Raw genomic sequence first — 26,999 nt, 5'->3', positions numbered from 1 at the left:
CACATGAGCCCTGCAAACGAAAACCGTAAGTCCAAGGCTGAACGGACCGCCGAGGCGCGCGAGAAAGCCCGCCAGATCCGGGAAGCGCAGCTTAAGAAGGACAAGCGAAACAAGCAGCTGATCGGCTGGGGCATCGTCGTGGCCGTGGTGGCCATCCTGGCGGTCGTTGCGCTGGTGGTTACCAGCAACATCCGCAACAACGCTCCGGTGGCGGACCAGGGGCCGGTCCCCGCCAATGCCAACGTCAACGGCGGCGTAACATTGCTGGCCAACACCGAGGTGGCACCCACCGAAGCGGGCACCGTGGACGCGGCGAGCGTCCCCGAGCCCCCGCAGACTCCGCCGGCACAGATCGCTGCTCCCGGCGCCGAAGCCGAAAAGGGTAAGCCGGTGAAGGTGGTCGTCTACATCGACTTCATCTGCCCGGCGTGCAAGAACTTTGAGGAACAGTTCAACGGCCAGCTGACCTCGCTCCGCAATGAAGGCAAGATCAGCGTCGAATACCGCCCGCTGGGCTTCCTCGATAACCGCTCGACCACCAACTACTCCTCGCGTGCCGCCAATGCCGCGGCGTGCGTGGTGAACGGATCCCCGGAGAAATATGCGGACTTCGTCAACGCTCTGTTCGCCGACCAGCCTGCCGAAGGCACCGCGGGCATTTCCGACGATGACCTGAAGAAGATGGCCACTGATGTGGGAGCTGCCAGCATCGATTCCTGCGTGGAAGACAAGACATACCGTCCGTACGTGAAGTACTCCACGAAGCTCGCCTCGTCCATCGGCGTCACCGGCACGCCTACTGTCCTGGTGGACGGCAAGCAGTGGGGCAAGGGTGACAGCGCCCAGACGCCGTTCCCCGAATTCCTGCAGGCCGCCATCGACGCTAAGGCATAGGGACCGCCCGCACCGGTTTCAGCAACAAGGGCCGGCCCCGGATTCGTTTCCGGGGCCGGCCCTGCTGTTTTTACCCGTGGGCGGACGTGGGCTAACCTTATCTAGCGCCCGTCGGGCGCAGGCCCGGCGTCCCGGGCACGCCTCCTTAGCTCAGTTGGCCAGAGCACCGCTCTTGTAAAGCGGGGGTCGTCGGTTCGAATCCGACAGGGGGCTCCAATAAGCCAGCTCAGATTCCCTTGCCCGGGTTCAGGATCCCGTCCGGATCCAGCGCGTTCTTGATGGTCCGCTGCACGTCCAGCGAAACCTCGCCCAGCTCCGGCAGTAGCCAGTCCCGCTTCAGGATTCCAACCCCGTGCTCCCCGGTCAGCGTGCCGCCCAGCCGCTTGGCCAGGTGGAACATTTCGCCCAGGGCCTGCTTGGCCGGGCCCTCGGTGACGGAGTCCTCCGGGTCCAGGACCAGCATGGGGTGCAGGTTGCCGTCCGAAGCGTGCACCACGGAGAAGATCCGCACGCCCGTGGCAGCGGAGATCTCGTCCAGCCCCACGGCCACGTCCGCGAGCTTCGACCGGGGAACGCCGATGTCCCCGATGGATACCCGGCCCAACTTCTCCAGCGAGGGGATGGCCTCGCGCCGGGCGGTGATGAGTTCGTTGGCGTGTTCGGCGTCAGTTGCCTTCTCAAAGGAAGAGGCATATGGCCGGATTGCCTCGATCAGGACGTCCTGTTCCAGGTAGGCGCCGTAGCCGTCCGTCTGGGCCAGCATGAAGGCCCCGCCCTTGGACCGGTAATCCGTCCCCATTGCCATGTCGATGGCCTCAAGGGTCTGGCCGTCGATCAGTTCGAGCAGCGAGGGCTGGACGCGGGCCGCAATGACGGCGGAGGCGGCTGCGGCTGCGGTGGCGAAATCGGGGAAGAAGGCGGCAACGGTGGCCGTCGCCACGGGCATGGGCCGCAGCCGGAGCGTCGCTTCGACCACGACGCCGAGGGTCCCTTCCGAACCGGTGATGAGGGCATTGAGGTCGTAGCCGGTGACGCCCTTAATGGTCTCGCGGCCGGTCCGCAGGACCCGGCCGTCCGCCAGCACCACCTGCAGGGCGAGCACCGCCTCGCGGGTCACCCCGTACTTGGCGCACCGCATGCCGCCGGCGTTGGTGGCCACGTTGCCGCCGATCGAGCAGATGGCGGTGCTGGCAGGGTCCGGCGCATAGAACAACCCGTGCTCGGCGGCAGCGGCGTTCAGGTCTGCATTGAGCACGCCGGGCTGGACCACGGCGAGCTGCTCCAGCGGATCGATCCGCAGGATGCGGTCCATCCGGGAGACGTCGAGGACGACTTCGCCTGATTTGGCCGCCGCGCCGGCTGCAAGGCCGGTTCCCGCGCCCCGGGGAACCAGCGGAGCACGGTGGGCGGCCGCCAGCTTAACTGCGGCAACGACGTCGTCCGCTGACTCCGCGAAAACCACGCCGTCGGGAAGCGACGGCGATACGTACCCTGAGCGGTCCGTGCTCGCCGCGAGGCGGTCCTGCTCCGTCACGGAGGCGCCGCGGGCACCCTCCAGGACTGCCGCCGTCGGGCGGGTTGAAACTGACGTATCCACGAAACCCCTTTGTTCTGCCTTGGATCAGCCGGAAATGTAATTTCCGTACAGCGAAAAGTTACTTCTGCTAGTCGGATAACTCTAGAATCTGCGCAGCGGGAGGGTCAATGGTCTGACCGTCCCGAGAGGTCATCATTTTCGCACTCCGCATGTGCGGTATCTTGGGACTCTGAGCGCTACTCTTTTCACGATGCGGATAAGAGTTGTCGGATTCTGAACCACAGGAGATTTGCCCCATGGCCGGTAAAGCAAGCGGAGGCGTGCAGTCCGTTGAGCGCGCGTTTGAGCTGTTGGAACTCATTACCAACGCCGGCGGGGACGTTACGCTGAGCGAACTGTCCGCCTCGACCGATCTTCCGTTGCCGACCATTCACCGGCTGCTGCGCACCCTCGTCACACTTGGTTACGTCCGCCAGCTGCCCAACCGCCGCTATGCCCTGGGGCCGGGCCTGATCCGGCTGGGCGAGGGCGCCAACAAACAGCTTGGAGCTGTTGCCCGGCCACAGCTGAAGTCCCTGGTTGACCAGCTTGGCGAGACCGCCAACATGGCGGTGTTCGATTCGGACATGGTGGTTTACGTTGCACAGGTCCCCTCCCTGCATTCGATGCGGATGTTCACGGAGGTCGGCCGGCGTGCCCACGCCCACGACACTGGAGTGGGGAAGGCCATCCTCGCCCAGCTTGATGACGACAAGGTTCGCGGCATCGTGGCCCGGGCCGGCATGCCCACGCCCACTGCCAAAAGCATCGGGGATGTGGACGCGCTCCTGAAGGAGCTCGACCGGATCCGCAAGCGCGGCTACGCCATCGACGAGGAGGAACAGGAACTGGGTGTGCGTTGCTTTGCCATGGCCGTGCCCGATGCCCCTACCCCGTCCGCCATCTCCGTGTCCGGCCCGGTGTCCCGCGTGGACCGCTCCTTTGGCGACCGGGCCATCCCGGTGCTGCGCGAAGCGGTCCACGCGATTTCCGCCGAACTCAACCGCAAATAGCCGCGTGTCAGGCGGGCTGGGCCGTCAGTCCGGCTGACGCGATCGCCTTCAGGGCGGCGGTCTCGTCGTTGTCCGAGGTGTCCCCGGTGATGCCTACGGCACCCAGCAGGCCGCCGTCGCCGTCGCGCACCAGGACGCCGCCGGGGACCGGAATCAGCCGGCCGCCGAGCGATGCCGCCGCAGCGGAGATGAAGTATGCCTGCTGCTCGGCGCGCTCCATGAGCGCGCGCGAGCCGACCCCCATCGCCAGCGCACCGTAGGCCTTGCCATGGGCGATGTCGAAGCGGTTGTTCGACGCGCCGTCCTGCCGGGCGGCGGCTATGACGTGCCCGCCGGCGTCAAGCACGACGACGGTCAGCGGCTTGAAGCCTTCCTGCTGTCCCGTCTCCAGCGCCTTGGTGATGATCGCCTGCGCGGTTTCGAGTCCGAAGTTCATGATGCGCTCCTTGCAAGGTTGCCTGCGTGCTTCTGCGCCGCGCGCCGGCGGTGCAGGATGGGTTCGGTGTACCCGGACGGCTGTGCGGCGCCCTCGAGCACCAGTTCCCGTGCAGCCAGGAAGGCCTCACCGTCGAACGTCGGCGCCATGGGCAGGTAATCAGGGTCGGAGGCGTTCTGCCCGTCAACCACGACTGCCATCCGGCGGAGGGTTTCCTCCACTTCGTCGGTGCTGACGATGCCGTGGTGCAGCCAGTTGGCCACATGCTGCGAGCTGATCCGGCAGGTGGCGCGGTCCTCCATGAGGGCAACGCCGTGGATGTCGGGGACCTTGGAGCATCCGACGCCGGCGTTCACCCAGCGGACCACGTAGCCCAGGATGCTTTGGATATTGTTGTCCAGCTCGCTGCGGCGGGCTTCGGCATCCCAGTCGGAGGGGTTCCCCACCGGGATGGTGAGCAGGTCGCGCAGGGTTGACCTGCGCTTTCCACCGAGCTCCGCCTGCCGGGCGTCCACGTCCACCTGGTGGTAGTGGAGAGCGTGGAGGGTGGCGGCGGTGGGGGAGGGAACCCAGGCGCAGTTGGCTCCGGACAGGGGGTGTCCCCCCTTCTGGGCCAGCATTTCCGCCATGTTGTCCGGTGCAGCCCACATGCCCTTGCCCACCTGGGCCCGGCCGCGGAAGCCGCTGGCCAGTCCGATGTCCACGTTGGCATCCTCGTAGGCCTTGATCCAGCTGGAGTTGCGCATGTCCGCCTTGCGGACCATGGGGCCGGCAGCCATCGAGGTGTGGATTTCATCTCCGGTGCGGTCCAGGAAGCCGGTGTTGATGAACACCACGCGCTCGCGGGCCTCATAGATGCAGGCTTTGAGATTGGCTGACGTGCGGCGCTCTTCGTCCATGATGCCGATCTTGAGGGTCAGCGGGTCCAGGCCAAGCACGCCCTCGGCGCCGGCAAGCAGGGCGCAGGCGACTGCCACTTCCTCCGGGCCGTGCATTTTCGGTTTGACGATGTAGACGGATCCGGCGCGGGAGTTCCTGCCGGCAGCCGGGCCGCGCAGGTCGTGCACCGAACCGAGGCCGGTGAACAGCGCGTCCAGGATTTCCTCCGGTACAGGGTTTCCGGCCTGGTCCAGGACGGCGTCGCTGGTCATCAGGTGGCCCACCTGCCGGATGAGGAGCAGCGAACGGCCGGGGAGGACCAGTTCGGAGCCGTCCGGTGCCGTGAAGGTCCGATCGTCGTTGAGGCGGCGCGTGAAGGAGTTCCCGCCCTTGCTGACCTCGGCGGTCAGCGTGCCCTGCATCAGCTGCAGCCAGTTGCGGTAGCCGTCCACCTTGTCCGCTGCGTCCACGGCGGCCACCGAGTCCTCCAGGTCCATGATGGTGGTGAGGGCGGACTCCAGGACAATGTCCTTGACGCCGGCCGGATCGGTGGCTCCGATGGCGTGGCCGGGGTCGATCTGGACCTCGGCGTGCAGGCCGTGGTGGACCAGAAGCACTGCCTCGGGGGACTGCGGTGCGCCACGGTACCCTCGCAGCTGCCCGGGATTGGCCAGCGCCGTGGGGCCTGCGGGGGTTTCGGCCACGAGGGCAGACCCTTCGATGCGGTAGGCCGTAACGTCATTGTGCGAGCCGGATGCCAGGGGAGCGTGCTCATCAAGGAACTGCCGGCCACGGGCCACCACGGCGGCGCCCCGCGCGGGGTTATAGGCCCGGCCGCGCTCCCGCCCGTCGGACTCGTCGATGGCGTCGGTGCCATACAGCGCGTCATACAGCGAACCCCAACGGGCATTGGCGGCATTGACGGCAAAGCGGGCGTTGAGCAGCGGAACCACCAGCTGCGGGCCGGAGATCGTGGCAATTTCCGGGTCCACCCGGCCGGTGGCGATGGTGAAGTCCGCGGGTTCGTCCACCAGGTACCCGATGGAGCGGAGGAATTCTTCGTAGGAGTCCGGATCGCCCGGCCCGTTGGCGCGGTGGAACTCGTCGATCTGCTCCTGCAGCTGGTCGCGCGTGGCGAGGAGCCCGCGAACCTTCGGCGAGAATTCGCCGATCAGGGCAGCCGCTCCGCTCCAGAAGTGTTCTTCTTCCAACCCGGTCCCGGGCAGGGCCTCGTCCCGCACGAACGCGTACAGCTCTTCGGCGACGCTCAGGCCGTGGGTTTCCACTCGGTTCGTCATTGTTCGCTTCCGTTCCAAACTATTCCGCAAAGCGGAAACAATATTTCAATATACGCAAGGTAGCGGCCTTCGCGGTGAGGTGTCAATGCCGGTCCACTCCGGGCGCACGCCGCCAAGAGCCTGCTCTCCAGCCATTGACGCCCCGGAACGTGGCTCCTAGACTCGACCCAGATTTCTGGAAAGCATTTTCCACATTACGAAATGGTCAGAGAGGACCACCCGTGGACAACCTATTCATGCTTTGCCTGCTGGCACTTGCGCCCATCCTTATCGTCGGTGTCCTGCTGGCCGGATTCCGATGGCCGGCCAAATATGCGATGCCCGTGGGCTACCTGCTCGTGGTGCTGGTGGCCCTGCTCGTCTGGCGGATGGACTTCAACAGTGTCCTGGCAGCGTCACTGGAGGGCCTCATCACCGCCGGCACGCTCCTGTACATCGTGTTCGGCGCGCTCCTGCTGCTTTCCACGCTGACGGTGGGCGGTGCCATGGCGAGCATTCGGGCCGGCTTCAACAACATTTCCGCTGACCGCCGGGTCCAGGCCATCATCATCGGCTGGCTGTTCGGCTCCTTTATTGAGGGGGCTTCCGGGTTCGGCACCCCAGCCGCCGTGGTGGCGCCCCTGCTGCTGGCGATGGGCTTCCCCGCCATGGCCGCGGTCATGGTGGGACTGATCATCCAGAGCACGCCGGTGAGTTTCGGTGCCGTGGGAACGCCCATCCTGGTCGGCGTGGGCAAGGGGCTTGGCGGCGACCCGGCCGTCACGGAGCGGATTTCGGTGCTTGGCCTGACCATGCCGGAGTTCGTCGCCTCCATCGGTTTCCAGGTCGCTGCGATCCATGCCATCGTCGGCCTGCTCATTCCGCTGATCCTGGTCTGCATGCTGACCGGTTTCTTCGGCCCTGACCGCCGCTTCCGCGACGGCCTGGCCGTGTGGCCGTTCGCCCTGTATTCCTCGCTGGCCATGACCGTCCCGTATGTGCTGGTGGCCCGGTTCCTGGGCCCGGAATTCCCTTCCCTCTTCGGCGGCCTGATCGGTCTGGTGCTGGTCATGTACACCTCCAGCAAGGGCTTCCTAATGCCCAAGGACTCCTTCCAGTTCGGGCCCCGGGCGACCTGGGCGGAGCGCTGGATGGGTTCCATCGAACCGGAGGCCGCCACGGAAATCTCGTCCCGCATGAGCCTGGTGCGCGCCTGGTCGCCGTACATCCTGATGGCGGTCCTGCTGGTGGCAACGCGTGTTATCGCCCCGCTGAAGGCCTACCTTTCCGGCCTCGCCATCCCGTTCCAGAACATCCTGGGCACTGGAATCAGCACCTCTGTCCAGCCGTTCTACTCCCCGGCCTTCCTGATGATCATTGCCGCGGTGTTCGCGTACCTGCTGCACCGGATGAACCGCGGGCAGGTCCTCCGCACCCTGAAGATCTCCGGGCGCCAGCTGGGCGGAACAGCCGTGGCGCTGCTCTTCGCGGTCCCGCTGGTGCGGGTCCTCATCAACTCGGGACCGGACTTCAACGCCTCCGGGCTCTCCAGTATGCCGGTTACCCTGGCCGAGGGTACGGCAGCCGTCGCGGGGGACTCGTGGCCGTTGATCGCTCCGTGGATCGGCGCCCTGGGCGCCTTCGTGGCCGGATCCAATACGGTGTCCAACCTGACGTTTGCCCAGTTCCAGTTCTCCACCGGAGCCGAGATCGGCGTGCCGCCTGAGGGAATCGTGGCTGCGCAGGCTGTAGGCGGCGCCGGCGGCAACCCGATTGCCATCCACAACATCGTCGCCGCAGCGGCAACCGTGGGACTGCTGGGCCGCGAAGGCGACCTGTTGCGGAAGACCATCATCGTGACCACGTATTACTGCTTTGCGGCGGGCGCGGTCGCGTTCATCTTCATCCACGGCTTCGGGTTCAACCTGGGGACCGTGCAGCTGGTGCTCCTGGTGGCGGCATTGGCGCTGGTGGCACGGTGGATGCTGAGGAGGCAGCCGGCCATGGCCCGGGAGCTGGTCGAGGACAGCCGTCGGCCCTAGGAACGGGCACCCCAGCCTGTTCCTGCATGGACCCGGGGACCTTCCGGGCCTTGCCGTTCCGCCGCCAAAGGTGTCGAATCAGTAGACAGCTTTCAGCCCGGTGAGCACGCAGAGCCCAGGAGGTCCCCATGTCCGTCAAAGGCGCCAGGGAAGCGGCAAGAACGCAGGGCCGGGGCGGCACCGACGCCCGCCGGGCAGATGCGGCCGGGCTGGCCGCCACTGATCCGTCAGACATCCGGAACGTGGCGCTGGTGGGGCACTCGGGTTCGGGCAAGACCCTCCTGGTGGAGGCGATGCTGGCCGCGCGGGGCGTGATCACGCGCAAGGGCTCGATTGCCGACGGCACCACCGTTGGCGACTCGGATCCGGCTGCCGTGCACCAGCAGCGCTCGGTCACACTCTCCCTGGTGCCGCTGTCCGTCGACGGTATTAAGGTCAACCTCGTCGATACGCCCGGCTACCCGGACTTCATCGGCGAACTCCGGGCTGGCCTGCGCGCCGTCGATGCCGCCCTGTTCGCCGTGTCCGCGGTGGACGGCATCGATGCCACCACCACCGCGCTCTGGGACGAATGCGCACAGATGGGCCTGCCGCGGGCGGTGGCCATCACCCGCCTGGACCACCCGCGGGCAGATTACGACGGCGCCCTGGCCGCGTGCCGCGCGGCGTTCGGCGAGGGCGTCCTCCCGCTCTTCGCGCCGGTGCGGACGGGCGGCGAGGTCACCGGGGTGGCCGACCTGCTGGCCGGCGACGGCACAGACGACGCCGCCCGGGGTGAGCTGATCGAGGCGATCATCGCCGAGAGCGAGGACGAGACGCTCATGGACCGTTACCTGGAAGGCGGGGACCTCGATACCGAAGCGCTGGCAGCCGACCTGGAGACCGCCGTCGGCCGCGGTTCCTTCTTTCCCGTCCTGCCCACCTCGGCGGTGACCGGGCTGGGAATGGAAGAACTGCTGGACCTGCTGGTCCGGGCGTTCCCGCCGCCGGTGGGGCGCCGCCTTCCGGAAGCCTCCGGGTTGTCGGGGGAGCCCGTGGAGCTGGCCGGCTGCGACCCTGACGGCCCGCTGGCCGCGGAGGTGGTGCGGACATCCAGCGACGCCTTCCTGGGCCGCATCTGCCTGGTGCGCGTCTTTTCCGGCACGCTGCGCGAAGATGCCCCGGTCCACGTAGGCGGACATGGCCTGGCGGACCGCGGCCACCAGGACCACGACTACGAGGACCGGCTCACGCACCTGTATTCCCCGCTCGGCGCTGCGCTGCGCCCGGTTCCGTTCTGCATCGCCGGGGATCTGTGCGCGGTGGCGAAACTGGGCGCTGCCGAAACGGGGGACACCATCTCGGCCAGGGACACCCCGCTGCTGCTGGCAACGTGGGACATCCCGGAGCCGCTGCTGCCGGTGGCCGTGGAGGCTGATTCGCGCAGCGACGAGGACGCGCTGGCCCGCAGCCTGGGCAAGATCGCCGCCGGGGATCCGACCCTGCGGGTGGAGCGCAACGCAGAGACGCACCAACTGGTGCTGTGGTGCATGGGAGAGGCGCACGCCGAGGTTCTCCTGGACCGGCTGCGGGACCAGGGCGTGAAGCTGCACACCGTGGACGTCGTCACCCCGCTGCGGGAAACTTTTTCAACGCCCGCCGCGGGCCACGGCCGGTACGTCAAGCAGTCGGGCGGGCATGGCCAGTACGCGGTGTGCGACATTGAGGTGGAGCCGCTGGAACGCGGCGCCGGGTTCGAATTCGTGGACAAGACCGTGGGCGGCGTCATCCCGAACAGCTTCATCCCGTCCGTGGAGAAGGGCGTCCGGGCGCAGATGGACAAGGGCGTCGCGGCGGGCTTCCCCATGGTGGACATCCGGGTGACCCTGGTGGGCGGCAAGGCGCACAGTGTTGACTCCTCCGACGCCGCGTTCCAGGCCGCGGGCGCGCTTGCGCTGCGGGAAGCGGCTGCCGCGGGCAGGATCCAGCTGCTCGAGCCGGTGTCCGCTGTGGCGATTACCGTGGCGGACGAGCACGTTGGCACCGTCATGAGCGACCTTTCCGGCCGCCGCGGCCGGCTTACGGGCACCACCTCCGGAGGCGGCGGGCTGACCGAGATCAGTGCCGAGGTTCCGGACCAGGAACTGCTGCGGTACGCCGTCGAACTGCGCGCGCTGACCGCCGGCACCGGCCGGTTCCGGCGCCGCTACCTGCGGCACGAACCCGTCCCGCCGAACTTCAGCCCCGCCTGAGCGTCCGGTGAACCCCGCGGCCCGCAGGATCCAGGGCATCTATCTGGCCCTGACGCTGGGCAATACGCTGGCCACGTCCTTCATCTGGGGCATCAACACGCTCTTCCTGCTGGACGCGGGGCTGACCAACCTCGAAGCATTCGCGGCCAACGCTTTCTTCATGGCCGGCATGGTGGTCTTCGAAGTGCCCACCGGCGTGGTGGCGGACTCGTGGGGCCGGCGCGCTTCCTTCCTCCTGGGCACCGTGACACTCGCCGGCTCCACGCTGCTGTACTACCTGATGTGGCAGGTCTCGGCGCCGTTTTGGTGGTGGGCCGCCGTCTCCGTCCTGCTGGGCCTGGGGTTCACCTTCTTTTCCGGCGCCGTGGAAGCCTGGCTGGTTGATGCGCTCCACTTTTCCGGATACGACGGTGCCCTGGAAACCGTGCTTGGCCGGGGGCAGATGGTTTCCGGTATCGCCATGCTGGCCGGTTCCGTGGCCGGGGGCGTCATCGCGCAGGCCACGGACCTGGGCGTGCCGTTCCTCCTGCGCGCCGCGGTGCTGGCAGCGATGTTCCTGGTCGCCTTCCGGCTAATGCACGACGTCGGATTCACGCCGGAGCGTTCAGCCCGCCCCCTGCAGGCCACCCGGGCAGTCCTGGCGGCGTCCGTGGATAACGGCCTCCGGAACCCGCCCGTCCGGTACATCATGCTCGCCGCCCCGTTCACGGTGGGCGCCGGGTTCTACGTCTTCTACGCACTCCAGCCCTACCTGCTGGAGCTCTACGGCGACCCGCGGGCCTACTCGATCGCCGGCCTGGCAGCTGCCCTCGTTGCCGGCGCGGACATCCTCGGGGGATGGCTCGCGCCCCGGGTGCGGGGAATGGTCCGCAAACGCACCACGGTGGTGCTGGCAGCCACCATCACCAGCGCGCTGATCCTGGTGGCACTGCTGGCCACCCCGGCGTTCTGGCCGGGCCTGGTCCTGCTGGCGCTCTGGGCGGTGGTGGCCGCGGCCGGCACACCCGTCCGGAAGGCCTACCTGAACGCGATGGTCCCGTCCCGGCAGCGGGCCACGGTGCTGAGCTTCGATTCCCTGATGGGATCAAGCGGCGGCGTGGTGGCCCAACCGCTGCTGGGCCGGACCGCCGACCTCTACGGCTACCCGGCCTCCCTGGCCGTGGCCGGGACGATCCAGCTGATGGCGGCGCCCTTGATCTTCCTGAGCCGGCGGTGCTGCCCCGCGGCCGACACGGCTACCGGCGAGGAAGCCGCGCAAGGCCCCGCATCCGCCGCCTAGCTGGGAGAACGCGGGAATGGGCGGTTGCGCGAACTATTGCGCTGCTGCCGGGATCATGGCCTAAACTGCATCACTGAGGCGCCTGAAATGGCGTTTGCGCAGCAACGAAAGTGAAGAAGCCATGGCTACTGATTACGACGCTCCACGCAAACAGGAAGACGAGACCCCGGCTGATTCGCTGGAGGCACTCCAGGCCTCCTCGCGCGGCGGGAACGCGCAGACAGCAGTCATCGACGTCGACGAAGCCGACACCGCCGAAGGCATCGACCTTCCCGGCGCGGACCTCTCCAACGAGGAACTGACCGTCATCGTGGTGCCGGAGCAGACCGACGAATTCACGTGCTCCTCCTGCTTCCTGGTCCGCCACCGGTCCCAGGTGGCCCGCGAAAAGGACGGCCTGAAGTACTGCCGCGACTGCGAAGGTTAACGGACCCGCCCGGGCGCGTGCCGCCGTCGTTATCCGCATAACGGCAGGGTGCAGGAACGGCACCCAAAACGGTGACGGAACGCCGCCGCAGGCCGCTGTTTTTATGGCCGCGTGACCCGCCGCTCGCTTCCCTAACAGTTGCGCGCCGAAGCGGCCACAGCCCTCGCCTGCGGCCTGCGCGGCTCCTACGCTTGAGCTATCCAATCGCTTCGCACATGGGTGGCACCACAATGAAAAAACTCTCCATCTGGCTCACCGCCATTCTCATGGCTGTGGGGCTGGGCATCATGGTTCCGGGACCCGCCTCGGCAACCACCTCGTATTGCGGCCTCGTTTGGGGATCCCTGGCCAAGGCCGATCCGGACATGAGCCGTGCGCAGGTCACCAACGTCCGGACCGGGCAGCATTACTGCTTTGACCGGCTGGTGGTGGACCTCAACGGGCCGGCCTCCGGCTACAACGTCCGGTATGTTTCCCAGGTAACCCAGGACGGATCCGGTTTCGCTGTTCCGGTCCGGGGCGGCGCCCGGATTCAAATTACGGTCAACGCCCCGTCGTATGACGACAACGGCAAGGCCACGTACAACCCCGCCAATAAAGCTGAACTGACCAATGTTTCCGGCTACCAGACATTCCGCCAGGTGGCCTGGGCCGGCAGCTTCGAGGGATACACCACGCTGGGCCTTGGTGTCCGGGCCCGCCTTCCCTTCCGGGTCTTCACCCTGGACGGGCCGGGCACCGGGTCCCGCGTCGTGGTGGATGTGGCGCACTTCTGGTGACGGGTGCGTCCGCGCAAAGCAGGGTGCCGTGCCCCAAGGGAGGGGGCACGGCACCCTTGCGCTTGGGGCGCACGACGGCGGCCGCTGCGTCAATTAGTAAGCTCACTGAGAAATTTCCTTCCGGCCTGCCCCGGGGTCCGGTCAGGCTGGTAGGTTCAGCATTGCTGGACTAATCGAGGAGGACTCATGAAAGCTTCACCGACACTGACCAATAACATGCAGGCCGTGCTGACTGACCTGATCGAACTGCACCTGCAGGGCAAGCAGGCCCACTGGAACATCGTGGGAACCAACTTCCGGGACCTCCACCTGCAGCTGGACGAAATCGTAGACGCGGCACGGCAGTTCGCCGACGACACCGCAGAGCGGATGCGCGCGCTGCACGCCCTGCCGGACGGCCGCAGCGGCACGGTGTCGGGCTCGACCAACCTGCCCCCGTTCCCCGACGGCCTTATCAACACCAAGGACGCCATTGACCGGATCGTCGCCGCCCTCGAAGCCGCTGTGGGAACCATGCGCAAGGTCCATGACGAGGTGGACGAGGAAGACCCCACCAGTGCGGACCTGCTGCACGAGTTCATCGCCCGGTTGGAGCAGTTCGCCTGGATGGTCAACGCGGAAACCATGAAGGCCTCGGCAAGCGTCACCACCCCCGACGAGAAGTAGGCCCACGCGAAGCCGCCGGCTCCTGCCCGGTGGATCCCGGACCCCCTGCCCGCCCATGCCGCGTGCAGGGGGTCCGGCGGCAGGGGGCGGGGCGTGGGCTTTAGACTTGAGGCTGCATGTCCGCACGCAGCTACGAGTACTGAACCGCGCACAACCCTGATTGGACACGGCCCCCTTGCGAGAATTCACCGCACGCTTTGCCACTGCCGAAGAAACAGAGAACTGGGACAAGCACGTCACGGCCAATCCCCATGGCGGCAACATGCTCCAGTCTGCCGCTTATGCTTCCGTGAAGAACGGCAGCGGCTGGACCGTCCGGTTCCTGGTCCTCGAAGGCGGCGGCCAGGCCAGCTACAACCTCGTGCTGGAAAAGCGCTTTCCCGTCCTCGGCCGGCTCTGGTACCTGATCAAGGGCCCGGACCTCGACACCGCAGCCGAGCTGAAAGCGGCCCTCGACGCCTGTGCAGCGCTGGTCCGGGAACGGAAGCTGAACGTCTTCACCATCAAGGTTGAGCCGGACATCGTGGACTCCGCCGAGGCACAGGCACACCTTGCCGCCGCCGGGCTGGCCAAGGCGCCGAACATCCAGTCCAATGATTCCACCGCCATCCTGGACATCTCCGCCCCGGAAGAGTCCGTCTTCAAGGCGATCTCTTCGCGCGCCCGCAACGCCATCCGGCGGGCCGAACGGGAGGGGTGCGACGTGGTGCGGCGGGAGCCCGGGCCGGAAACCTACCGTGCCCTGTACGACCTCATGGCGGATACTGTCAGCGCCAAGGGGTCCATGCCGCTGCGCAGCTATGAGTACTACGCCGAATTCTGGGAGGAGTTCTGCAGCCGCGGCCAAGGCAGCTTCTTCTTCACCTACGAGGACGGCAAACCCAGCGTAGGCGCCTTCGTGATCAACTACGGCGCCAAGGCCACGTACAAGGACGGCGGCTCCACCCAGAACCGCAAGCAGTACGGCGACTCCCACCTGGTCCAGTGGACGGCCATCCGGCACATGCAGGAGCTGGGCTGCACCGAATACGACTTCTGCGGCACACCCCCGGCTGCCCGGATCAAGGACAAGACCCACAACCTGTACGGGATGGGCATGTTCAAGACCAGCTTCACCAAGACCGTCACCGATTTCGTGGGCTGCCACGATTACGTCCTCTCGCCCCTCCGGCACGCGCTGTGGGTGAAGGCCGGGGAACGGGTGTTCCGCAGGATCGAAACGGCACGCACCGGCCAGCAGTTCTACTGACCGCCCCGCGGACCCGCACCGCCCCCAGACACTCCTGCCCGCGCTCCCGCAGCACCAGAGCCCCGAAGAAGGTACACCCATGAACCACGCCGCCGCAGCCACCGATCTTGAGTTCGTCCTCCTCAGCGACGCTGAGTTCGAGGCATTCGCCGTGAAGCACCCGCGGAACAGCTTCCTGCAATCCATGGACTTCGCGCGCTTCCAGCGCGCCCGGGGCCAGGAAGTCGAGCTGTTCGGCGTCCGCCGGGCAGGCGAGCTGGTGGCCGCCGGAAAGCTGAACTACACCACCACCCGCCTGGGCTACAAGGTCTGCGATTGCGCCAAAGGACCCCTGATGGACTTTACGGACCCCGCCCTGGTGGGTGCCGTCGTCGGCCTCCTCCGCACGCACGCGGCACAGCGCAAGGCGGCCGAACTGCGCATCTCTCCGAACGTCAGGTACATCGCCCGGGATGCCGACGGCGCCGAGCATCCTGAGGTGGAGGACAACCGGCCGCTGGTGGCGGCGCTGTCCGGGCTGGGTTTCGTACACCAGGGCCTTGAGATGGACTTCGTGAACGTGAACTGGATGTTCGTCAAGGACCTCACCGGCGTGCAGGACGCGGAAGAGCTGATCATGGGCACCAGCTACCGGACCCGCAAGGCCATCCGAAAAGCAGAGAAGAACGGGGTGTTCCTGGAGCAGGCCACCCTGGAAACCCTCGACGATTTCTACTCCGCGCTGAGCCGCGCCGGCGAGGAGAAGGGCTTCACGTACCGGGAGCGCGAATACTACGAACAGCTGCTGCGGACCACCTCGCCCGAGTTCACCAAGCTGATGATGGCCAAGATCGATATCCCCGCGTACCGGAAGTCGATCACGGAACGCCTGGCGGCCGAGAGCGCAACTGCCGCGGAGCTGCGGCGCGAGGTGGAGGAAACCGGCAGCAAGAAGAAGGCCAACCGGCTCAAGGTGGTCCAGGATCTGGTAGACAGCTACGAACGCAGCCTGAAGGACATCGAGAGGTTCCCGGACTCGGTGGGAACCGCCACCGTGGCTGCCATCCACTTTGTCTGCTACGGCGACGAGGTAGTGTGCGTCATCGGCGGCACTGTCCAGGACTACATCTACTTCAACGGGGCCACGTCGCTGTATTGGGGCATGATGCTGCACGCCCTGGAAAAGGGCTATCCGCGGTATAACTTCTACGGCACGTTCGGCATCTCGGGGCAGGACGAGGAAGGCCATGGCGGCTACGAGTTCAAGAAGGGCTTCGGCGGCGAGGTGGTCCAGCTTGTGGGCGACTTCGTGCTCCCGGTCCGGCCAGCCGTATTCCGCGTCAACCGGCTGGCCCGCGCCGCTGCCGGGGCGGCCCGGACCCTGCTGGGTAAGCTGCCCTTGAAGCGCGCCTGACACGGCAGACATACCCAGCACCGGGAACCGCAGCGCCGGGAGGAGGCACCCATGACCGACCGCCCAGAGCAGGCACGCCCAGGGCAGCCACGCCGAAAGCCGGCACGCCCCGACGGGCTGCCCCGGACCGAGCCGCTGAGCCCCTCCCAGGTCCGGCAGAACGCGGCGGCCAAGAAGATGCTGCGCCGGCTGGTGCAGGGCGAAAGCCCGCCCACGGCTCCGCTGAGCATCGTAGACCGGCTGGCCGGCAGCCCGTATGCCAACCCCATGATCCAGGTCGGCGGCGTGGACACCTCCGCCCGCAAGACCCTCGACTTTGCGCTGCACCTCGCCGAGACCATGTTCCGGTACGGTGCGGGCGCCCTCGAAGTGGAAACGAGCATCATCGCCGTCACCGCTGCCCTGGGCCTGAAGAACATCGAGGTGGACATCACCAACCAGTCCGTGGGCATCAACTACGCGCCCAAGGACCAGACGCCCATCTCGCTGCTGCGCGTGGTCCGGTCCTGGACCAACAACTACGCCGGCCTGGCCAAGGTCCACCAGCTGGTGACGGACATCGTGGCCGGGGGAGTGGGCCGCGACGAGGCCATCCGCCGGCTGGATGAAGCCATCACCAGCCCCAAGCCGTTCCCGCGCTGGATGGTCACCGTGGCCTTCGGCGTGTTCGCCGCCGTGTTCGTGGGCGTGCTGGGCGGCGGACCCGTATCATCGGCCGTGGCCTTCGCGGCGAACATCGGCATCAGCCTGCTCGCCCGCCAACTGGGCCGCTGGCGGGTGCCGGACTTCTTCATCACGGCCAGCTGCTCCTTCGTGGTGACACTCCTGGCGCTGGTGCTGTGGCAGTTCGGGCTGACCAACTCGCCGGCCATCGTGGTGGTGGGCGGCATCCTCCTGCTGCTTCCCACCGGCCGGCTGGTCTCTTCCGTGCAGGACGCCATCAACGGCTTCCCGGTCACCGCGGCGGGCCGTTTCCTTTCCACCCTGCTAACGTTCGGCGCCATCGTGGCCGGTATCGCCGTGGCGTTCGTGGTGGGTGAGCTGACCGGAATGCAGCGCATCGACGTCACCCAAACCTATCCGCCGGCCTACGACCTCTGGGTCCTGATCCTTTTCGTCGCCGTCGCAGTGGTGGCCATCGGCATCACGGAACAAACGGCCTGGAAGCTGCTTCTGCCTACCGCAGCGGTGGGTGTGGCAGGCTACCTGGTCCTGCTGGGCAGCGGTTCGCTCGGCATCGGGGACCGGTTTTCCCCGGCCATCGCCGCGGTGGTGATCGGCCTGCTGGCACGCGTGGTGGCGCTGCGGATGGGTGCGCCGCAGCTGGTGGTGGCCGTGCCCGCCGCCCTGATCCTGCTGCCCGGCCTCACCATTTTCCGGTCCATGTATGTGCTTACCATCGAAGAAGCGGAGATCCTGCTGGGGGCCGGCGGGATGCTCAACGCCGGCGCGATCGTGCTGGGGACCGCCGGAGGCATCGTGCTGGGCGATACCCTTGCCCGCCCGCTGACCCGCAGCCTTGCGAGCAACGAGCGGCGACGGGCCCGCCGCCGCTGACCCGGTGCGGCGTGGGACCGGGCGGAGGACGTCAGATCTGTCCGACGGGCAGCTTCTTCTCGGCCTGGAATACGTCCTCCACCCGGCCCTTGGCCCAGTAGCCGGACAGCGACACCTGGCTGCGCTCCAGCCCCCGCTGCTCGAAGAACACCTGCCGCAGCCCCTTCATGTACCCGCGTTCCCCGTGCGCAAACACGTCCACGCGCCCGTTGGGCCAGTCGGCGTCTGCCACCGCGTCCACCAGGCGGCTGCCGCTGCCTGCCGGTGCGCCGTCCCGGGTGAGCCACGTGATGCGCACCCCGTCCGGTGCGCGCAGCTGCTGGATGCCGGCGTCGGAATCCACTTCGAGGAACGCCAGCCCGGTGGCGCCGGCAGGCAGGGACTCCAGGACGGCGGCGATGGCCGGCAACGCAGCCTCGTCGCCGGCGAGCAGGTACCAATCCGCGTCGGGCGAGGGGCTGTAGGCGCCTCCGGGTCCCGTAAAAGTCAGCGGATCGCCGGGCCTGGCACGGGCGGCCCACGGCCCGGCCAGCCCCTCGTCGCCGTGGACTACGAAATCGATGGCGAGCTCGCGGGCGGCCTCGTCCACCCACCGGAGGGTGTACGTCCGGGTGAAGGGCCACTGGTCCCGGGGCATCGTCTCCCGGACCTGCCACAGGTCCAGCGGCTCCGGGTATTGCACTCCCGGCTGCGGGAACACGATCTTCACGTACCGGTCCACGTACCCGTTGTTGACGAAGTCGGCGAAGCCCTCGCCGCCGGCGATGATCCGCACCATGTGCGGGGACAACTGCTCCCGTCGAAGCACCGTGAGATTGACCTGCGGACGGCTTTGCTTGGTGGCGCTTGTGGCGGCGGGGAGGGTGTTCATGGGATTCAGCCTAGCCAGAGCCGGCGCTTACGGCACAGGGGGAAGTTCCCAGGTTACGCCGCTCGAGCCCTGTTCCCGCAGGAGTTGGTTGACCCGGCTGAAGGGCCGCGATCCGAAGAATCCACGGGAGGCGGACAACGGGCTGGGGTGGGCGCTGGCCACCGCCGGCACACCGGGCAGGAGCGGCCGGACGGACTCCGCGTCCTTGCCCCAGAGCACGGCGACCAGGGGCAACCTGGCCCCGTCCGGACCCCGGCGGTCCGCCAGCGCGGTGATGGCCGCCGTCGTAATGTCCTCCCAGCCCTTGCCCCGGTGCGAGCCCGCCGCCCCTGCGCGCACGCTCATCACCCGGTTCAGCAGCAGGACCCCCTGGCCGGCCCACGCCGAGAGGTCCCCGTGCGTCCGGGGCGGGATGCCGAGGTCCGCTTCCAGCTCGCGGTAGATGTTTATCAGGCTCCGGGGAAGGGGTCGGGTGCTGCCGTCCACAGCGAAGGACAGGCCCACCGCATGTCCGGGCGTGGGATACGGATCCTGGCCCACCACCAGCACCTTCACCGCCGCCATCGGCTGGCGGAAGGCGCGCAGGACGCACGACGGCGGCGGCAGGACCGGGTGCCCCGCGGCCACTTCCGCGGCGAGGAACGAGAGCACGCTCCGCAGCTGGTCCTCGACGCCCGCCAGGGCTCCCGCCCAGTCCGGTGCCACCAGCTCCCCCAGCGGCCGCTGTGCCAGGCCTGCAAAGGTTTCGGTGTCCGCCGGCTCCGCGGCGAGTTCGAACAACGCATCTGATTCCCACACACTGCCATTCTCGCAGGGCGCCGGACCGGCATGGCGGCAGCGCTGTGGCACCCGGGCGCGCCGAATGACAACGCTGTTATTCGTCCGTAGCATGGGGGCAGGACCTTTGCCGTACCGGCAAGGAACCACCAGCAACCGTACGTGAAGGAGTATGCCGTGGCGGAGCCAGCGCGCGAATACCTGCAGGAGCAGGAAACGCGGAAGGCGCTCCTGGCGGATTTCACCCCGCAGGACTCGCCGCTGAGCGAGCGCGACCAGCAGATGCTTGCCCTGGAGCGCCAGTGGTGGAAGTACGCAGGGGCCAAGGAACAGGCCATCCGCGAGCTGTTCGACCTCTCCGCCACCCACTATTACCAGCTGCTGAACGCCCTCATCGACACTGAGGACGCCTTGGCGCACGATCCGATGCTGGTGAAGAGATTGCGTAGACTACGTACGTCGCGCCAGCGAGCCCGCACCGCGCGGCGCCTGGGGTCCGACGCGTAATTCGCTCAGGCTGAGCCCGCAGCAGCAATCAACAAGGACTGTCTTCCATGCCCAAATATGCCCGCGATGAATTCGACAAGGTCCCGGAGGCCGCGTCGCGGCAAGGCGTCCACCGGGCGGCCACGCCGCCGTCGCGCGTCCGGCTGTGGCCCATTCTCGCCGCAGGTGCGGTGGCGCTGGCCATCGGAGCCGTGGCCTTCCTGATCCTTCCCAAGCTGGGTTTCAGCCCGCTCGGCCAGGCCGCCTCCAGTGTGGAGGCGCCCCTGGCGGACACCGGATCGTCTCCCTCCGCTTCCGCGGCGCCCACGGAAACCCCCAGCGCATCGGTCACGCCGTCCGCCAGTACAAAGCCCTCGGCCACGCCCAGCGCCGAGCCCGTACCCGAACCCACTGAAACGGCTGTGTCCGTGGACAAGACCCAGCCGGTTGCCGTCTACAACGCCGCCGGAACCGCGGGGCTCGCCGGGCGGGTCGGGAGCACCGTGCAGGCGGACGGCTGGCAGCTGGGCCAGGTGGCAAACTGGTCCGGCGCGCCGCAGCAGGCTTCCATGATCTTCTACGCCGGCGAGGCGCAGCAGGCCAACGCAGAAGCCCTGTCGGCCCTGCTGGGCATCCCCACGGTAGTAAGCAGCTCCGAATTCCAGGCACCGCTGGTAGTGGTCCTGGGACCCGGGTACGCCTAAGCAACCCACACCGGACTCAACCGAAAGAATGGTCATCATGGCACTGGGAACCGTCAAGTGGTTCAACGCTGAAAAGGGCTACGGCTTCATCACCGTTGACGGCTCGGGCGATGACGTCTTTGTCCACTGGTCCGCCATCGAAGGCGAAGGCTACCGTGCGCTGGGTGAAGGGCAGCGCGTGGAACTGGAAGTCGGCGAAGGCGAGAAGGGCCCGCAGGCAGAAAGCGTCCGGCCCGCCGAATGACGCCCCGGTTCAGGCGGAACGCACTATTTGCCGCAGCCCTCTGCACCGCCCTGCCCACAGCCGCCTGCGCGGGAGTGCCCGGCAACGCCCGGACCGAGGCCTCGGAGGCATCCGGGGACGGCATCCTGCGCATCGGCCTCCTTCTGGACAACACCGGTGACAACGCCTTCCTGAACGCGCCCCAGCTCGCCGCCGCCGAACTGGCCGTCCGGGAAATCAACGCCGGCGGCGGGCACAAGGGCCGGCCCGTGGAGCTGCTGCCCGCCACGCCGGGCGAGACCCCGGCGGCCCAGGCCAACACCTTCGTCACGCTCAAGGCGGACGTCGTCATCGGCCCCACGGATTCGGCCAACGCCCCGGAGGCCATTGACGTCCTCTCGCGTGCCCGGACGCCCCTGGTTTCGCCGGCCAACACGGCCGCCGGCCTGAGCAGCGCCAAGAGCGGCGGCTACTACTTCCGCACCGCTGCGGCGGACGTGGCGCAAGCGCCGGTCCTCGTGAAACTGGCCAAGGAAACGGGCGCCGCCCGGATTTCGGTGATGCAGCAGGAAGGGCCCTATGGCAGGGACGTGTCCGCCGCCGTCGTAAGCGCGGCAGGGGAGGCGGGACTGGAAGTGGGAGCCACCGCATCCTTCAAAGCGGGCGACGCCGGAGCCGCCGCAGCCGAGGCCGGCGACGCCGACGGTGCGGTCATCCTCGTGGCCCGCGACGGGGCGCAGGGCGCCCTGGCAGAGCTGAACAACGCCGGGGTGGACGGTTCCCGGATCATCCTCAGCGACGGTGCCTTCGCCCGGTACGGCCAGGGCCTGGCCGCCGCGGCGCTGGACGGAGCACGGGCGGTGGTCCCCGGAAGGCTGGCGTCCGCAGGCTTCCAGGGCCGCATCCTTGAGGTGGACAAAGGCTTGCGGGACATGTCCTTCGCCGTGGAAACCTACGACGCCGTGACCCTTGCCGCGCTCGCCGCCGCCCGTGCGCAGGACGACGCCGGCCGGTCCATCGCCGCGAACCTGATCGCTGTCTCCGGCGGATCCGAAGCGGCGTGCACGGCGTACAAGGAATGCCTCGCCGGCCTTTCCGGCGGCGGAGAGATCAATTACGACGGCGAATCCGGCCCAGTTGCCTTCGACGCCAACGGGGACATCACCTCCGCCTCCTTCATGGTTTTCACCTATGGCGCGGACAACAACCCGGCGCCCACCGGGACTGAGACGGCGGGCAAGGCAGGCAGCTGATCGCTCTCCGCGAAGAACGCTCCACGGGACGTGCTTCGCGGCGCCATTCGCTTGCACTCTCACCGGGGGAGTGCTAATTATTGACTTAGCACTCTGACGTACCGACTGCTAAAGCAATGCCGGCCTGGCCGGCGGCGCGGCACCGGGCGGGGAGCGAGAAACACCTAACTGGAGTGAGGTCCGTTTCCGGAGGCATACAGAGGCCGCCGGTACGAACCGTCCGTCGCGGGCACTGCAGCGAAGGTTCATTCTTAACGACTGTCCCGAAAGGACTACTGCCGTTATGGCCAAGATCATTGCATTTGATGAAGAGGCACGCCGCGGCCTTGAGCGGGGCCTGAACACCCTCGCCGACGCCGTTAAGGTCACCCTCGGCCCGCGTGGACGCAACGTCGTCCTCGAAAAGAAGTGGGGCGCCCCCACGATCACCAACGATGGCGTTTCCATCGCCAAGGAGATCGAGCTGGACGATCCTTACGAGAAGATCGGCGCCGAGCTGGTCAAGGAAGTTGCCAAGAAGACGGACGACGTCGCCGGCGACGGTACCACCACCGCCACCGTGCTGGCCCAGGCACTGGTCAAGGAAGGCCTGCGCAATGTTGCCGCCGGCGCCGACCCGCTGTCCCTCAAGCGCGGCATCGAAAAGGCCGTTGACGCCGTCACCGCCGAACTGCTGAACTCCGCCAAGGAAATCGAAACCAAGGAAGAGATCGCGGCCACCGCCTCCATCTCCGCAGGTGACGACGAAATCGGCGCCCTGATCGCCGAAGCCCTGGACAAGGTGGGCAAGGAAGGCGTCATCACGGTCGAGGAGTCCAACACCTTCGGCCTGGAACTCGAGCTCACCGAAGGCATGCGCTTCGACAAGGGCTACATCTCCGCTTACTTCGTCACCGATGCTGAGCGCCAGGAAACGGTCCTCGAGGACCCGTACATCCTGATCGTCAACTCCAAGATCTCCAACGTCAAGGAACTGGTTGCTGTCCTGGAGAAGGTCATGCAGTCCAACAAGCCGCTGCTGATCATCGCCGAGGACATCGAGGGCGAGGCCCTGGCCACGCTGATCGTCAACAAGATCCGTGGCACCTTCAAGTCCGTCGCCGTCAAGGCTCCGGGCTTCGGCGACCGCCGCAAGGCGCAGCTGGCCGACATCGCCGTCCTCACCGGCGGCCAGGTCATCTCCGAAGAGGTTGGCCTCAAGCTGGAGACCGCGGGCCTGGAACTCCTGGGCCAGGCACGCAAGGTTGTCGTCACCAAGGACGAGACCACCATCGTTGAAGGTGCAGGCGACGCAGACCAGATCGCCGGCCGCGTATCCCAGATCCGCGCCGAGATCGAGAACTCCGACTCCGACTACGACCGCGAGAAGCTGCAGGAGCGCCTGGCCAAGCTGGCCGGCGGCGTTGCAGTCATCAAGGCCGGTGCAGCCACCGAGGTTGAGCTCAAGGAGCGCAAGCACCGCATCGAAGACGCAGTGCGCAACGCCAAGGCAGCCGTTGAAGAAGGCATCGTCGCCGGTGGCGGCGTGGCCCTCATCCAGGCCGGCGCCAAGGCATTCGCCAACCTGCAGCTCTCCGGCGACGAAGCAACGGGCGCCAACATCGTCCGCGTTGCCATCGACGCTCCGCTGAAGCAGATCGCCTTCAACGCCGGCCTGGAGCCGGGCGTTGTGGTGGACAAGGTCCGCGGCCTGCCCGCAGGCCACGGCCTGAACGCAGCTACCGGCGAATACGTTGACCTGCTGGCTGCCGGCGTCAACGACCCCGTCAAGGTGACCCGCTCTGCCCTGCAGAACGCGGCCTCCATTGCTGGCCTCTTCCTCACCACCGAGGCAGTAGTTGCCGACAAGCCGGAGAAGAACGCTGCTCCTGCCGGCGGCGACGACATGGGTGGCATGGGCGGCATGGGCGGCTTCTAGCCTCCGTTTCCCCACGACGCACGACGGCGGTCCTCACCAAACGGTGGGGGCCGCCGCGGGCGTTTAAGCCGCCTTGCTCTATCACTTATGGTCCCTTCGCGGGCCTGTTGGCAACGGGAACTGATAGAGCATCAGAGGCGGGCGGGTGTCCATGGCCAGTCACCGGAGTCTGGCAGGATAGTGCAGTGACGATTACTGCAGCGGCTGACGGTTCGGCCTTGGGAAATCCCGGCCCGGCCGGATGGGCCTGGTATGTGAATGACGACTGCTGGCGCGCCGGTGGCTGGCCGCACGGGACCAACAACCAGGGCGAACTGATGGCTGTCCTGGACCTGCTCCGGGCCACGGCACATGTTCCCGGGGAAGACCTGCGGATCCTCTGTGACAGCCAGTACGTCATCAACTCGATCACCAAGTGGATGCCGGGCTGGAAGCGCAAGGGCTGGCGGAAGGCTGACGGCAAGCCCGTGCTGAACGTCGAACTGCTCAAGGAGCTCGACCGGGAACTGGCAGGCCGGAAATACACTTTCGAATGGGTCAAGGGGCACGCCGGGCACGACCTCAATGAAGCTGCCGACGAGCGCGCCCGTGCCGCCGCCACCGCATACCAGCAGGGCGTCGCGGCCCGGTCCGGCCCCGGCTTCCCGGGCGCCCACCCGCAGGCGGCGCAGCCGGCGTCGGCGACCGCGCCTGCTTCTGCGACCGCTCCCGCACCGGCGGCTACGCCCGCATCTGCGTCCACGACGCCGCTGCCCCGAGGTGCAGCGGACTACAATGTTCCGGACCTTTTCAGCCAGCTTGAGGACGATGAGCTCGGGGCCGGCGCGGGGCAGCCGGCCCATGCAGCGCCCGAGGCCCTCGTGGAGGAACTGGAGCGGGAACTGCTGGGCCCGCTGGTGCGCGGCGACATGGGCCGTACGGCTGTTTTGCTGCATCCCGATTTCATGGAGATTGGCAGCTCGGGCCGTGTGTGGGCCCGGGATGCGATGATGATGGCGCTGGAGGACGACCCCGGGGAGCGGACGGAGATCGAAGTGCTGTCTTCGGACCGCATCGGCACCAGCGCTGTCCTGCTGACGTACCGAAGCTTTGCCCGGTCGGGCACCACCCTGCGGACGTCCCTGTGGGTGCTGGACGGCGACCGCTGGCGGCTGCGTTTCCACCAGGGGACGCCCGAGGCCTAGAGCCGGCAGCCTGCGGTCGGCAGTCGGCCGGCTCCGCGGGGGTCAGCTGAAGCGCTGCGTGTTGCCCATTTCAGCCTGCGCGTAGGTATGGGCTGCGGACACCAGGGCGGCGTTGATCGAGGCCAGGGACGCCTCGACGCGTCCCTGGGTGATGGTCCATTCCGTGATGAGCGCCTGGAAGTTGGTGGCCGCTGAACCGCGCCACGAGCCCTGGAGCTCGTCCAGGCCGTACTTCATGGCCTGGACATCAGCGCTGATCCTGTCCATGGTGGCCTGCACGTTGGCGGATTTCAGCTGGAGAAGTTCGGTGTCCACCGAAATGATGCTCACGGCGCATTGCCCTTTCGCTGTATGGTGCAGCCTGCGCTGCGCGGCACGGAGGGGTTCCCGGCCGCTGCAACGAGCCTAGGAAGGCGGCGCACCGGCCCACCAGGGCAAAAACCTATATGTGGATAACCTGCGATTCGCTGAACGGCAGGCACACCACCAAGGTGGCGCCGCCGCCCGGCGTATCCTCCACGCGCACCGTGCCGCCGTGGGACCCGACGATCGCCGCCACAATGGCCAGTCCAAGGCCGCTGCCGCCGGTTTCCCGTGTCCGCGAGGTGTCCGCCCGGTAGAAGCGTTCAAAGACGCGCGCCGCGTCCTCGCCTGAAATGCCCGGCCCGTGGTCCCGCACCTCGATGACTGAGCTGCGCCCGCCGTCGGACTCTTCCCGGACGCCTACCGCCAGCTCGATGGGGCTGCCCTCCGGTGTGTACCGCAGCGCGTTGCCCACCAGGTTCCCCACCACCTGGCGAAGCTTCGCCTCGTCACCCAGCACGGGAGCGGGAGCCGCCGGGCCGCCGTCGAGCCCTGTCAGTGAAATGGCGCGCGTCCGGTCGCTGGCCTGGGTGTCCACCACGGCGTCGTGCGCCAGCAGCTGGAGGTCCACGGGCTTCTCCTGCAGCGGCCGCTGTTCATCCAGGCGGGCCAGGAGCAGGAGGTCCTCCACCATGGACCCCATGCGCTTGGCCTCGCTCTCGATCCGGCCCATGGCGGTGGCCACGTCCTCGTCGGTGGCCAGCGCCCCGTGCCGGTACAGCTCGGAGAAGCCCCGGATGGTTACCAGTGGGGTGCGCAGCTCGTGCGATGCGTCGGCCGCGAACCGTCGCATCCTTGCCTCCGATGCGGTGCGGGCGGCGAACGCCGTCTCGATGTGCGCCAGCATCGCGTTGAGGGAACTGCTTAACCGGCCCAGCTCGGTTCCCGGGTTTTCCATGTCCACGCGGCGGGAGAGATCCCCGGCGGCAATAGCAGCGGCGGTCTTCTCCACGCGCGCCAACGGCCGAAAGGCACGGGTCACGGTCCAGCTGGCAATCAGGGATGCCAGCAGCAGCGTCACCAGGCCCACGCCCGTAACCACCAGACTGGCGTGCTGGAGCACATCGTCCACGCTCCGCAGCGGCAGCCCGATGGCAACCACCGCCGTCGTTTGGCCGTTCTGGACCGGGACCGCGACAACGCGCCAGTTCTGCCCGTCCGTACCCCGCACCTGGTAGGGGACAGCGCCCCGGGCCTGGGCCTGCTCAACGGTGATGGCGTCGATGTCCGGCCGGCTCTCCTCATCACCGCCGAACGGGTAGGGGTCCTCCCCGGGCGCGAAGAGGATCAGCGAGTAGTCCGTGGGCACCATCGGATTGGGCGTCTGCAGCGGGGTGAAGGAGCGCTGCTTTCGGGCCAGGTCGACTGCGGCGTACAGCTTCTCGTCCACCTGCGCCTGCAGGTAACTGTGCAGCAGGGCCAGCGTGCCCGCTCCGGTCGCGGTCAGCGCGACAATGAGCAGGGCCATAATCATGGCCACCAGCTGCGTCCGCAGCGAGGCCGACTTCCAGCGGTCCAGCAA

Annotated in this window: 24 protein-coding genes and 1 tRNA gene; 18 read left to right on the top strand and 7 right to left on the bottom strand. The window is 67.5% G+C overall.

The features are described from left to right. Positions 1-3 precede the first annotated feature (3 nt). Positions 4-894 (top strand): DsbA family protein, encoded by an 891-nt coding sequence (locus ACIQC0_RS03310; protein WP_400532562.1) that lies wholly within the window; start codon positions 4-6, stop codon positions 892-894. 139 nt (positions 895-1,033) lie between these two features. Continuing rightward, positions 1,034-1,110: transfer RNA gene (locus ACIQC0_RS03305), tRNA-Thr, on the top strand. Positions 1,111-1,120: 10 nt separating this feature from the next. Here the strand turns inward: ACIQC0_RS03305 and ACIQC0_RS03300 are convergent. Further along, a complete protein-coding gene (locus tag ACIQC0_RS03300) occupies positions 1,121-2,491 on the bottom strand; it encodes an FAD-binding oxidoreductase (RefSeq protein ID WP_400532560.1) in 1,371 nt (456 codons plus the stop codon). Positions 2,492-2,727: 236 nt separating this feature from the next. On the opposite strand from ACIQC0_RS03300, the gene ACIQC0_RS03295 reads away from it, so the two are divergent. Beyond that, positions 2,728-3,483 (top strand): IclR family transcriptional regulator, encoded by a 756-nt coding sequence (locus ACIQC0_RS03295; protein WP_377214948.1) that lies wholly within the window; start codon positions 2,728-2,730, stop codon positions 3,481-3,483. 7 nt (positions 3,484-3,490) lie between these two features. Here ACIQC0_RS03295 and ACIQC0_RS03290 read toward each other — a convergent pair whose 3' ends face one another. Together ACIQC0_RS03290 and ACIQC0_RS03285 are read right to left on the bottom strand one after the other, a co-directional pair. Next, entirely contained in the window at positions 3,491-3,919 is a 429-nt protein-coding gene (locus ACIQC0_RS03290) for a heme-binding protein (protein WP_377214949.1), read from the bottom strand. Then, a complete protein-coding gene (locus ACIQC0_RS03285) occupies positions 3,916-6,096 on the bottom strand; it encodes a malate synthase G (protein WP_400532558.1) in 2,181 nt (726 codons plus the stop codon). Before ACIQC0_RS03285 ends, ACIQC0_RS03290 begins: the two co-directional genes overlap by 4 nt. Before the next feature lie 221 nt (positions 6,097-6,317). Between ACIQC0_RS03285 and ACIQC0_RS03280 the strand changes: the two genes are divergently transcribed. The 9 genes from ACIQC0_RS03280 to ACIQC0_RS03240 all read left to right on the top strand — a co-directional run bounded on the left by ACIQC0_RS03280 (position 6,318) and on the right by ACIQC0_RS03240 (position 17,698). Continuing rightward, positions 6,318-8,117, top strand: a complete 1,800-nt coding sequence (locus ACIQC0_RS03280) for an L-lactate permease (protein WP_400532556.1) — start codon at positions 6,318-6,320, stop codon at positions 8,115-8,117. 128 nt (positions 8,118-8,245) lie between these two features. Next, positions 8,246-10,348: an elongation factor G-like protein EF-G2 gene (locus ACIQC0_RS03275; RefSeq protein WP_400532554.1), complete on the top strand. Its 2,103-nt coding sequence runs from the start codon at positions 8,246-8,248 to the stop codon at positions 10,346-10,348. A gap of 7 nt (positions 10,349-10,355) precedes the next feature. Then, positions 10,356-11,627 (top strand): MFS transporter, encoded by a 1,272-nt coding sequence (locus ACIQC0_RS03270; protein ID WP_400532552.1) that lies wholly within the window; start codon positions 10,356-10,358, stop codon positions 11,625-11,627. Positions 11,628-11,748: 121 nt separating this feature from the next. Further along, positions 11,749-12,054, top strand: coding sequence for a DUF4193 domain-containing protein (locus ACIQC0_RS03265; RefSeq protein ID WP_377214954.1), 306 nt, complete (start codon positions 11,749-11,751; stop codon positions 12,052-12,054). 230 nt (positions 12,055-12,284) lie between these two features. After that, entirely contained in the window at positions 12,285-12,833 is a 549-nt protein-coding gene (locus ACIQC0_RS03260) for a hypothetical protein (RefSeq protein WP_400532550.1), read from the top strand. 186 nt (positions 12,834-13,019) lie between these two features. Further along, positions 13,020-13,499 (top strand): Dps family protein, encoded by a 480-nt coding sequence (locus ACIQC0_RS03255; protein ID WP_377214956.1) that lies wholly within the window; start codon positions 13,020-13,022, stop codon positions 13,497-13,499. A 175-nt stretch (positions 13,500-13,674) separates the two neighbouring features. After that, positions 13,675-14,748, top strand: coding sequence for a lipid II:glycine glycyltransferase FemX (locus ACIQC0_RS03250; protein ID WP_377214957.1), 1,074 nt, complete (start codon positions 13,675-13,677; stop codon positions 14,746-14,748). A gap of 79 nt (positions 14,749-14,827) precedes the next feature. Then, on the top strand, positions 14,828-16,141 hold the full coding sequence (locus ACIQC0_RS03245) for a peptidoglycan bridge formation glycyltransferase FemA/FemB family protein (protein WP_400532548.1): 1,314 nt from the start codon (positions 14,828-14,830) through the stop codon (positions 16,139-16,141). Between the two features lie 51 nt (positions 16,142-16,192). Further along, entirely contained in the window at positions 16,193-17,698 is a 1,506-nt protein-coding gene (locus ACIQC0_RS03240; protein ID WP_400532546.1) for a threonine/serine exporter ThrE family protein, read from the top strand. A gap of 31 nt (positions 17,699-17,729) precedes the next feature. Here the strand turns inward: ACIQC0_RS03240 and ACIQC0_RS03235 are convergent, their stop codons facing one another. Then, a complete protein-coding gene (locus ACIQC0_RS03235) occupies positions 17,730-18,569 on the bottom strand; it encodes a siderophore-interacting protein (protein ID WP_400532544.1) in 840 nt (279 codons plus the stop codon). Between the two features lie 27 nt (positions 18,570-18,596). Continuing rightward, positions 18,597-19,367 (bottom strand): uracil-DNA glycosylase, encoded by a 771-nt coding sequence (locus tag ACIQC0_RS03230; protein ID WP_400532542.1) that lies wholly within the window; start codon positions 19,365-19,367, stop codon positions 18,597-18,599. Between the two features lie 156 nt (positions 19,368-19,523). On the opposite strand from ACIQC0_RS03230, the gene ACIQC0_RS03225 reads away from it, so the two are divergent. The 6 genes from ACIQC0_RS03225 (at position 19,524) to ACIQC0_RS03200 (ending at position 25,114) form a co-directional block, all read left to right on the top strand. After that, positions 19,524-19,853 carry a DUF3263 domain-containing protein gene (locus tag ACIQC0_RS03225; protein WP_377214962.1) on the top strand — a complete coding sequence of 110 codons (330 nt, stop codon included), beginning with the start codon at positions 19,524-19,526 and terminating at the stop codon, positions 19,851-19,853. A gap of 47 nt (positions 19,854-19,900) precedes the next feature. Beyond that, the gene (locus ACIQC0_RS03220) at positions 19,901-20,536 is read left to right on the top strand and encodes a LytR C-terminal domain-containing protein (RefSeq protein WP_400532540.1); all 636 of its coding nucleotides are present in this window, start codon (positions 19,901-19,903) and stop codon (positions 20,534-20,536) included. Positions 20,537-20,564: 28 nt separating this feature from the next. Further along, on the top strand, positions 20,565-20,780 hold the full coding sequence (locus tag ACIQC0_RS03215; RefSeq protein ID WP_400532538.1) for a cold-shock protein: 216 nt from the start codon (positions 20,565-20,567) through the stop codon (positions 20,778-20,780). Then, complete coding sequence (locus ACIQC0_RS03210) at positions 20,777-22,012, top strand: ABC transporter substrate-binding protein (protein ID WP_400532536.1); 1,236 nt, start codon at positions 20,777-20,779, stop codon at positions 22,010-22,012. Before ACIQC0_RS03215 ends, ACIQC0_RS03210 begins: the two co-directional genes overlap by 4 nt. Positions 22,013-22,295: 283 nt before the next feature. After that, positions 22,296-23,930 (top strand): chaperonin GroEL, encoded by a 1,635-nt coding sequence (groL, locus tag ACIQC0_RS03205; RefSeq protein ID WP_015936112.1) that lies wholly within the window; start codon positions 22,296-22,298, stop codon positions 23,928-23,930. A gap of 185 nt (positions 23,931-24,115) precedes the next feature. Further along, positions 24,116-25,114, top strand: a complete 999-nt coding sequence (locus ACIQC0_RS03200; RefSeq protein WP_400532534.1) for an RNase H family protein — start codon at positions 24,116-24,118, stop codon at positions 25,112-25,114. A gap of 42 nt (positions 25,115-25,156) precedes the next feature. Here ACIQC0_RS03200 and ACIQC0_RS03195 read toward each other — a convergent pair whose 3' ends face one another. Together ACIQC0_RS03195 and ACIQC0_RS03190 are read right to left on the bottom strand one after the other, a co-directional pair. Then, positions 25,157-25,444 (bottom strand): WXG100 family type VII secretion target, encoded by a 288-nt coding sequence (locus ACIQC0_RS03195; protein WP_400532532.1) that lies wholly within the window; start codon positions 25,442-25,444, stop codon positions 25,157-25,159. Positions 25,445-25,556: 112 nt separating this feature from the next. After that, positions 25,557-26,999, bottom strand: a complete 1,443-nt coding sequence (locus ACIQC0_RS03190) for an ATP-binding protein (RefSeq protein ID WP_377214968.1) — start codon at positions 26,997-26,999, stop codon at positions 25,557-25,559.

Origin of the sequence: Pseudarthrobacter sp. NPDC092419, from assembly GCF_044755045.1 — a bacterium.
Lineage (GTDB): Bacteria > Actinomycetota > Actinomycetes > Actinomycetales > Micrococcaceae > Arthrobacter.
The sequence above is the reverse complement of the archived record's forward strand: the minus strand, read 5'-3'. Positions and strand labels throughout refer to the sequence as shown.